Source organism: Bradyrhizobium sp., assembly GCF_049581145.1.
In the GTDB taxonomy this organism is placed as follows: Bacteria; Pseudomonadota; Alphaproteobacteria; order Rhizobiales; family Xanthobacteraceae; genus Bradyrhizobium.
Map to the genome: position 1 here is coordinate 1 of NZ_JBAURI010000135.1, position 8,218 is coordinate 8,218.

8 protein-coding genes and 1 tRNA gene are annotated in these 8,218 nt (G+C 64.5%); 3 read left to right on the plus strand and 6 right to left on the minus strand.

The features are described 5' to 3' along the window. Positions 1–220: hypothetical protein (locus WCB02_RS04450; protein WP_423956628.1), on the plus strand; the 220-nt coding region annotated here is incomplete at its 5' end. 12 nt (positions 221–232) lie between these two features. After that, complete coding sequence (locus WCB02_RS04455; protein ID WP_423956629.1) at positions 233–430, plus strand: hypothetical protein; 198 nt, start codon at positions 233–235, stop codon at positions 428–430. A 168-nt stretch (positions 431–598) separates the two neighbouring features. Here the strand turns inward: WCB02_RS04455 and WCB02_RS04460 are convergent, their stop codons facing one another. From WCB02_RS04460 to WCB02_RS04470, 3 genes are read right to left on the minus strand one after another with little or no spacing between them, the layout of a single operon-like run. Next, the gene (locus WCB02_RS04460; RefSeq protein ID WP_423956630.1) at positions 599–1,516 is read right to left on the minus strand and encodes an FAD binding domain-containing protein; all 918 of its coding nucleotides are present in this window, start codon (positions 1,514–1,516) and stop codon (positions 599–601) included. Then, positions 1,513–4,203, minus strand: coding sequence for a molybdopterin-dependent oxidoreductase (locus WCB02_RS04465; protein ID WP_423956631.1), 2,691 nt, complete (start codon positions 4,201–4,203; stop codon positions 1,513–1,515). The genes WCB02_RS04460 and WCB02_RS04465 overlap by 4 nt, the downstream gene beginning before the upstream one ends. Beyond that, positions 4,200–4,853, minus strand: coding sequence for a TetR/AcrR family transcriptional regulator (locus WCB02_RS04470; RefSeq protein WP_423956632.1), 654 nt, complete (start codon positions 4,851–4,853; stop codon positions 4,200–4,202). The genes WCB02_RS04465 and WCB02_RS04470 overlap by 4 nt, the downstream gene beginning before the upstream one ends. A gap of 404 nt (positions 4,854–5,257) precedes the next feature. Here WCB02_RS04470 and WCB02_RS04475 point away from each other — a divergent pair, with 404 nt between their 5' ends. Then, positions 5,258–6,568: a metallophosphoesterase family protein gene (locus WCB02_RS04475; RefSeq protein WP_423956633.1), complete on the plus strand. Its 1,311-nt coding sequence runs from the start codon at positions 5,258–5,260 to the stop codon at positions 6,566–6,568. 262 nt (positions 6,569–6,830) lie between these two features. Here WCB02_RS04475 and WCB02_RS04480 read toward each other — a convergent pair. The 3 genes from WCB02_RS04480 to WCB02_RS04490 all read right to left on the minus strand — a co-directional run bounded on the left by WCB02_RS04480 (position 6,831) and on the right by WCB02_RS04490 (position 8,109). Beyond that, positions 6,831–6,907 (minus strand) — tRNA-Met (locus WCB02_RS04480). A 171-nt stretch (positions 6,908–7,078) separates the two neighbouring features. Then, the gene (locus WCB02_RS04485) at positions 7,079–7,432 is read right to left on the minus strand and encodes a hypothetical protein (protein ID WP_423956634.1); all 354 of its coding nucleotides are present in this window, start codon (positions 7,430–7,432) and stop codon (positions 7,079–7,081) included. Positions 7,433–7,473: 41 nt separating this feature from the next. Continuing rightward, positions 7,474–8,109, minus strand: a complete 636-nt coding sequence (locus tag WCB02_RS04490; protein WP_423956635.1) for a class I SAM-dependent methyltransferase — start codon at positions 8,107–8,109, stop codon at positions 7,474–7,476. Between the last annotated feature and the right edge of the window lie 109 nt (positions 8,110–8,218).

An 8,218-nucleotide genomic window follows, 5' to 3' on the forward strand; every position in this document is an offset into this window, starting at 1 on the left:
GTTTCATGATTGCTTCCTTGGTGCTATCCTTCGTGACCAGCTGATAACCTATGGGCCACCGCTGACGTTCCTAATTTTCGATCATGCAGCGCGATCGACGCGCATGCCCATCGCGATCGCTTCTCGCACAGACACGGCGGGCCTAAAAAAGAAGGAACTGGACCCCGCCGATCCCGGTTGTCGCCACGGGGCGTGGGAGCGATCCGTTGTCAACCTGTGAGGAGCACAAGCCATGGCTGACCGTTCCGATCTCATTCGCGAGGCCAACCAGCTCAGGGAGCAGGCGCAACATGAAGCAGATGAGGAGTTGCGCGGGCGACTGCTTCGCATGGCCAACCATTACACCCATCTTGCCGACAGTCTGAACTGGTCGGAAGCTCATCCGGCGACCGTGGCGGCATTGGGTGAAATGTTCATGAAACGCGGCTGAAGAACTCGCATTTTCCAAGCGGCCAGCGAGCACAAGGTACTCCCCCAGACAGATGCTCGCCCATGGAGACTTCGCAGCAGTCGAGGCAGGATGCCGACGAAGCGACCGGTCTCAATGGCCCGCGGGAACGGGTCTACCTGGCTTGACAAGAGCCGAGCGATCCTCGCGCTACGCCATGAGGCGTTCCATGAGATCGCGCACGAGTCCCTCGAGCAGGTCGAGCTTGTAGGCCGTCATCGGCAGCGGCTTCGCTCCCGCGCTGGCCTCGCTGGCGGCGGCCGCAATCGTCGCCGCATTTGCAGCTTGGCCCTGCAGCGCCGTTTCGCAAGCGATCAGGCTAATCGGCACCGGTGCGATGCCGCCCGCGGCCAGGCGCACGAATTGGAACTTGCCATCCACGATCGTGGCGCGTGCACAGACCTCCACCAGCGGCCATTCGGCGTAAGCGCGGCTGATCGCGCGCTTGTAGGCGGCGCGCTCGCCAGTCAGCGGCGCCGGCAGCACAACTCTGGTGATCATCTCGCCGGCAGCGAGCGCGTGGTCCGCTCGTCCATCAGAGCCGTCGCCAAGCAATTCGGCGATCGTCAAGCCATCGCGGCGGTTGGTCGTGATGTGGGCATCATAAGCAAGCAGCGCGGCCGCCATCGTCGAAGGATGCGGGGCGACGCAGTCGCCGAGATCGAAGGCGACGCCATAAAGATGGTTGCCTGACCGGGCGGGGCATGTGCTGCCGCCTTTCTTCAGGCAATCGATATGCGGATTGCGAAAATACCAGCAACGCGAACGCTGCGCCAGGTTGCCGCCGAGGGTTGCCAGATGCCGGACCTGCGGCGTGGCGAGATTTTGCGCGCTCGCCGCTATCCCCGGATAGGCCGCGCCGACACGTGCATCCGCCCCGATTGCCGCAATCGTCGTCAGCGCGCCGATGCTGGCCGCGCCATCGGTACTCCATGAGATGCCGCTTTCGCCGGACAACATGATATCCGTTAGCGGCCCCTTGGAGACGCCGCTCCGACGCCGCTCGGAAAGGTCGGTGCCGGCCGCGCGGAATTCCGCTGCGAGCGCGGTCATTGATGCGATGTTCATGCGGCGTCCCTCCCTTTCAGCGCGGCGAGCAGGCGGTCAGGCCGGATTGGAATCTCGGTCAACCTGACGCCGATAGCGTTGGCGATCGCATTCGCAATCGCCGGCGAAGTCGGCACGGTCGCGACCTCGCCGATGCCGACGCTGCCGCCGGGCACATGATCGAAACCGGCCTCGTCGAAATGCACATCCAGCCGCGGCATGTCGGCAATGCCGGGAATGCGGTAGTCTTCCATCCCGGCGCTGAGCACGTGTCCCGTCACAGGATCGGTCTCGCGCGCTTCATAGAGCGCGTAACCGATGCCTTGAATCACCGCGCCCGCGGCCTGGCTCCTCGCCAGCACCGGCGCGGCGAGCCGGCCGATCGCAAGCCCGGTAGAAACGTTGAGCACACGCACATGGCCGAGCCAGGTGTCGACCTCGACTTCGATCACCTGCACCGAACTCGGCACGCCGGCGCCGACGACCATCTTGTTGAAGGTGCGCAGCATAAAGCCGAACACCAGGCCCATGGTGCCCGCCTCTCGCAGCGCCGGTCTGACGCCGGGCGGCGGCTTGTCGTCCTCCGGACGCTTCGCCGAGACGACCAGGTCGGGCGCTGCGGCAATCAATTCGCGCCACGGCGCATTCGAGCCAGGATGCGGCGGGCGCGCCGCAGTCCGCTCAATCTGCGCCTTGAGTTTTTCGATCGCGAGCAATGTTGGCGGCACGACGGAAGCGGTGACGCGGCTGCCGCCGGAGCCCGGTCCTTCCGGCAGGTTCGAGCGTCCGATCCGGACCTCGATGTCCTGCGGCTCCAGCTCGAATGCCTTCGCCACCGTGTTCGCGATCACGCTCCGCGTGCCGGTGCCGATATCCTGCACCGCGCAGCTCGCGACGATGCGACCACCCTTGATCGCGAGCTCGACCGACGAGCCGAGCTGCCATAGATAGAGCCAATAGCCGCTGGCGACGCCGACGCCGCGCCGGTAACGACCGCTCTGCGAAGAGGCCGGCTTGCGGTTGCGCCACGCCTCGAGGCCGGCGGCCCAGTCGTAAAGCCGCTGCCGGTTGGGGTCGGGATCCCAGAGCTTACGCAGCTGGATCGGATCGAGCTTCATCCGCAACGCCGCCTCGTCGACCGCCTGTTCCAGCGCGAACGCCATCGGCGGACCGCCCGGGCCGCGGAACGGCGCGCCCGGCGGCAGATTGCTGAGCACGTCGAAGTCGACGAGCTCTTTCGCTTCCGCCGGATAGATCAACCGTGCCAGACCGGCAATCAACGAATTCACCGCGGCGCCAGTGTCGGCGTGGGCCGTGAGCGACAGCGCCTTGAGGCCGCCCTGCACGGAAGGCAGCAATGACAGCTTCAATTCGGCGGCCGGGCGATAACCGGTGACGGAGAGCTCCTCCTCACGGTCGAACACCACGCGCACCGGCGCCTTGGCAGCCCGCGCAAGCTCGATCGCGGCAATGGTTTCAATGCCGAGAGTGCCCTTGGAGCCGAACCCGCCGCCGACATGATCGGCAATCACGCGCACCTTGTCATGGGCAAGCTTGTAGCGCTTGGCGATCTTCTCCATGATCTCATGGACGGCCTGCGTCGAGATGTGCACCGTGAGCTGATCAGCGTCGAACCGCGCCACGGCGGCATGCGGCTCGAGGCACGCATGCTGCTGCGTCGCGACCCGAAACGTCCCTTCGACGAGCAGCGGGTTACGCGCCTCGCGTGCCTCGGCAAGCCAGCTCTTCGCCCGCCTGCCCCGCTGCGAGAACAGTGCCGACGGCCCGTGCACATTGCCCTTCCACGCAACCGGCGCACCGCCGGCGCCCTCCGAGACGTTGCCCGCACGCTTGCGGTTGGCCTTGTCGAACACGACCGGCGCATCGTCGCGCCGCGCCGCATCGAGTCCGACGACCACGGGCAGTTCCTGGCAATCGAATGTGATCGCGGCAATCGCCTCGAGCGCGGTGTGGCGATCCTTGGCGGCCACGGCCGCAATCGGCGCGCCGACAAAACGCACCATGCCGTCGTCCGCGAGCAGCGAAACCGCGGCTGCGATGCCTTCGACGACGAGTGCAGGCGCAAGGTCAAGGCGAGAGATCTTCGCATGCGCGACGCCTGAGCGCAGGATGACGCCGTCGAGTTGCCCGTCATGGCAGATATCGACGGTATAGCGCGCAAGCCCCGTCACCTTGTCGCGCGCCTCCAATCGCGGCGCGACCGGATCCTCGCCATCAAACCGCCCGGCGCAGGCGTCAGCGACCGCGCGAAAAATTCCCTCATAGGCGCCGCAGCGGCAGAGATGTCCCGATAGCGCTGCCGCGATCTCCTCGCGTGACGGCACCGCCGTGCCTCGTGCCGCGCGCCATTTGTCCTGGAAGGCGGCCGCTTCCACCACAAATCCCGGCGTGCAAAAGCCGCATTGCAGCGCGTCATGCGCCATGAACGCCTTCTGAATCGGGTGCAGCTTGCCAGCACCGATGCCCTCGATCGTCGTCAGGCGTTTGCCCGCGGCGGCGTTGGCCGGAACCAGGCAGCTGACCACCGGCTCGCCGTCGAGCAGCACGGTGCAGGCGCCGCAGACACCGGAGCCGCAGACGAGCTTGGTGCCGGTGAGATTCAGGCGGTCGCGGATCACGTCGATCAGCAATGCGTCTTGATCATCAGGAAGCTGCTCGACCCTGCCGTTGATCGTCATGCTGTTCATTTCCGGTCTCCCGTTGTGCGCTGAGATTTTTTTGCAGGCGGTGTCGGCGGCGGCGCGATCGCGCCGGCGATCAGCATCCGCAGCATGACCGCGATCTGCTTCAGGCAAGCGTCGGCCGGCTGCATCGAAGGATAGACGGATTTGGCGCCGTGGATCGCCATCTCGACGCAGCGCGCGAGCTCCTCGACCGTCACGCCGCCGGTCAATTCGAGCTTTCGCGCGCGGCAGACGCGGGCAATGGTGGCGGCGACCTCTCCGCCAAAGCGGGCCGAATAGGTCTGATGGAGGTCGCGCGCCTGGGCGAGATGTTCGGAGAGCAGTTCGTCGAGATGCGGCGAAGCTTCGAGCGCCGCGAACAGGGCGCCGAGCCGCGCGCCGATTTCGGCGATGACGATACCGGCAAGGTCCTGTCCTGCCTGTTCGGCCGTCTCGGCCGCTGCGCGCTCGGCAGCGAGCGCCTGCTCATAGAGCCGCTCGATGGCAGCGCGGAACAGCGCTTCCTTGGACGAAAAGTGATGGTAGAGCGCCTGCCGGGTAAGCCCAGCCTCCTCGGCCGCCTGCTCGATCGAAGAGCGGCGAAAGCCGTGGCGACGGAACACGCGCATGGCGGCATCGAGAATGCGGTCCTGGGGCGGCTGTCTTGCCTGCATTTGCCAAAATTGACAAATTAAGCAGAAATGTAAAATCACGATTTGATGACGGTCGGGCTCCCTGGCGAGACGGCGGAGAGCCAAGCGCGATGGTCTCGATTGAGGCCGGTCGGCCGAGTCACGGTGCCCCGCTTGCAAGGAGACATCGACATCCAGAGTGGCCTCTGGAGGCGCACGCCCGCAATTTTGGCCGCCCGTGATGCTGAGCCGGAGCGAAATGGGGGCCGGCCCGACATATCCCATTCGCCGATAAGTACCGGAGATCAAACCGCTGTCATGATTCGGCTGTAACTACTTTCGAAAACGCGACAGTGGCGACGATCAATTTGAACCACTTCGTTCTCTGCAGCAGCGGCCGCGATAACGACGGTTCGAGCACCTGATAAACTTCGCGGGAGGCGCGCATGGCACGAACACACAAGACCCGCAAGGGAAAGACGCCCGCGCAGTCCGAGGCCATCGATAACACCGGCGCAACTGGTCTCGACAAACCAATCTTCGCTCAGCCGCAACCGACGGATGATCCGACCAGCTTCGAGGTCAAGCATCCCTCCGACAATCCGGTCTATAAGCAAATCGATCAGCTGAACCGCGAGCACAAGATCGCCCCGCTGCCGTTCCCGGCGCCGCGCGGTCTGCCGGAGCCCACGCTCACCCTGGCCGCAGTGCTCGGGGCCAGCGTCAACACGTTGCAGAAGCAGTTTCAGGCCAAAGCGCAGATCGTGTTTCACGTCACTGGTGATACCGGAAGCACGCGAGGGCCGGAAACACAGAACCTCGTCTCCGACAAGATGGTCAACGATTTCACCGACGACGAGAAAGAGAAGCCGATGTTCTATTTCCATCTCGGTGATGTCGTCTACAGCTTCGGCGAAGCCGAATATTATTACGACCAGTTCTACGAGCCTTACCGCGACTACCCCGCGCCGATCGTGGCCCTCGCCGGCAACCATGACGGCATGGTCGCGCCGAACACGAACGCATCGACCTTGGCTGCCTTCCTCGAGAATTTCTGCGCGAGCGAGTTCGAAGTAACGGCGGAAGCCGGCGGGCTGGCGCGCACCGCGCAAATCCAACCGGGCGTGTTCTACACCTTCGAGGCGCCGCCTTATGTCCGCATCCTGGCGCTCTACAGCAACACGCTCGAAGACCCCGGGGTCATCGCGGACGACACGATCGGCGATTCACAACTCGCCTATCTCGAGGCGGCGCTGAAACGGGTGACATCCGACGGATTCAAGGGCGCGCTCATTCTCGCTCACCATCATCCCGCCTACACGGCCGGCAGCGTTCACGGCTGGAGCCAGCAGATGCTGTCTCAGATTGACGCCATTTGCGGCAAGACCGGAGTCTGGCCGCATGCGGTGCTGTCGGGTCATGCCCACAACTATCAGCGGTTCACGCGGCTGCACGGCGACACGCAGATCCCCTACATCATTTGTGGCAATGGCGGCCACGCGCTGGCGAAGCTGATGCGGAAGAAGGGGACGTCCTTGCGGACGCCGCAGCAGTTGCAGATCAAGGGTCACGCCGACAAGGTCATCCTCGAAAACTACGATGATCAGGACTATGGCTACCTGCGAGTCATCGCGACCGCGACGCAACTACGCATCGAATACCACCCGGCGAGCGACGGAGACGGCGCAAAAACGCCGGACGACTTCGTGACCGTCGAGCTCGCCACCGGCAAACTGGTGCATTTCACCGGCACTTAGCTGGAAGCGAATCGCGATCGGATGGAATGCGAGCCACTCCGGCGCGTCCGGTCGGCGCGCGATTCCGGATTTGTTGAGATCGAGGCAATTGCCGGAATGCGCAGCCCGCCTCCAGGGCGCGGGGCATTCAAACCGCGCCTGCTTGTTCGACAAACGCGCTCAATTGCTACGATGCGGTGCCGCGGCCAGGTCGAGGTGAAAGGAAAGCTCGTAACGTCAATTGCAAGAGAACTGCTTCCGCAGGCCCATCACAAAATAAGCGTGGTAGCGGGAGAGGGACTCGAACCCCCGACCCCAGGATTATGATTCCCGTGCTCTAACCAGCTGAGCTACCCCGCCACGGCTTTCGACGCAGGCCTCAGATATGGCCTAACCCGACGCGCGGCATATAAGGAACAGCTTCAACCCCTGTCAAGCAAACCGCACTCCACGGCCTCATCTCCTCGAGATCAAACCATTCGGGAACCGAGCCGTTGACGCCAGCCTTTGGGATCTCCAGCGTTTCGCGGCTTATTTCGGCTGGACATTGGGGTTGCCGCCGGGGCTCCCGGGCGGCGGAATGACCGGCGTATTCCCGGTGTCTGGCGTCGGCGCGCGCATTTCGGGGTCGACGCCCGAAGGCGGACACAGCACGCCGTTGGATTTCGCCAGTTTGTCACCCAGCGGTGCGTTGGATTGGCCGACGGTCGCTCCCTCCGGCGTGACGGTCCCGCCGGTCGTCGGCGCGCAACTTGTCGACCCCTGCGACAGCGGCGGCACGGTCTGCTGCGGCGGAGTTGCGGGGGCGGGCGGTTCCTGCGCGCGTGCGAAGCCGCAAGACGCCATCACCAGGCTCGAAATCAGCAAGGCATGTTTGATCCACATGCAGCGAAAACGAATGTCGCGCGCCGTAGTTCCGGAAAAGATCACGATTTTCGGTAGCGGATCAGGGAAAAATGCCCCATCGGCGGCATCGGCCGGCGCTCGGCGAGGCTGACGCCGCCATGGCGTTGCGCCCAAGTCACGAGCCGCGCCCAAGGAAATTCCGGGCGCCAACCAAGCCGCCGCGCCAACGGCGCGAATGCCAGCTCGAAGACGCGGCGCGGACCGTTCTCGGCGCCGATGTGATTGACGAGAATGAGTTCGCCGCCGGGCTTCAGCACCCGGATGAAATCATCCAGCGTCGCTTCCGGATCGGGCACCGCGGTGATGACATATTGCGCCACCACCGCGTCGAACGACGCATCCGCGAACGCCAGAGTCTTGGCGTCCATCACCGCGAGCGTCTCGACATTCTTGAGCCCCAGCGCGCGCACGCGGTTCTGCGCCTTGCGCAGCATGGGTTCGGAAATATCGACACCGCAGATTTGGCTCGAGCGCGAATAATCCGATAGCGACAGCCCAGTGCCAACGCCGACATCGAGAATTCGCCCGCCGATCCGATCGGCTTCCGCAATCGTCGATTGGCGACCGTGGTCGAACACCTTGCCGAACACCAGATCATAGATCGGAGCCCAGCGCTCGTAAGCCTTGGCGACACCCGCCCGGTCGATATCCCCCATGCCTGACCTGTGCGCCGCTATGCGCGGATCGCTTCAGCGAGCGCGCGCGGCGTCGGCGCCACGTTCCTGGCGGCCGCGCTCTGGATGAAGCCGCCGCCCAGCACGCGCG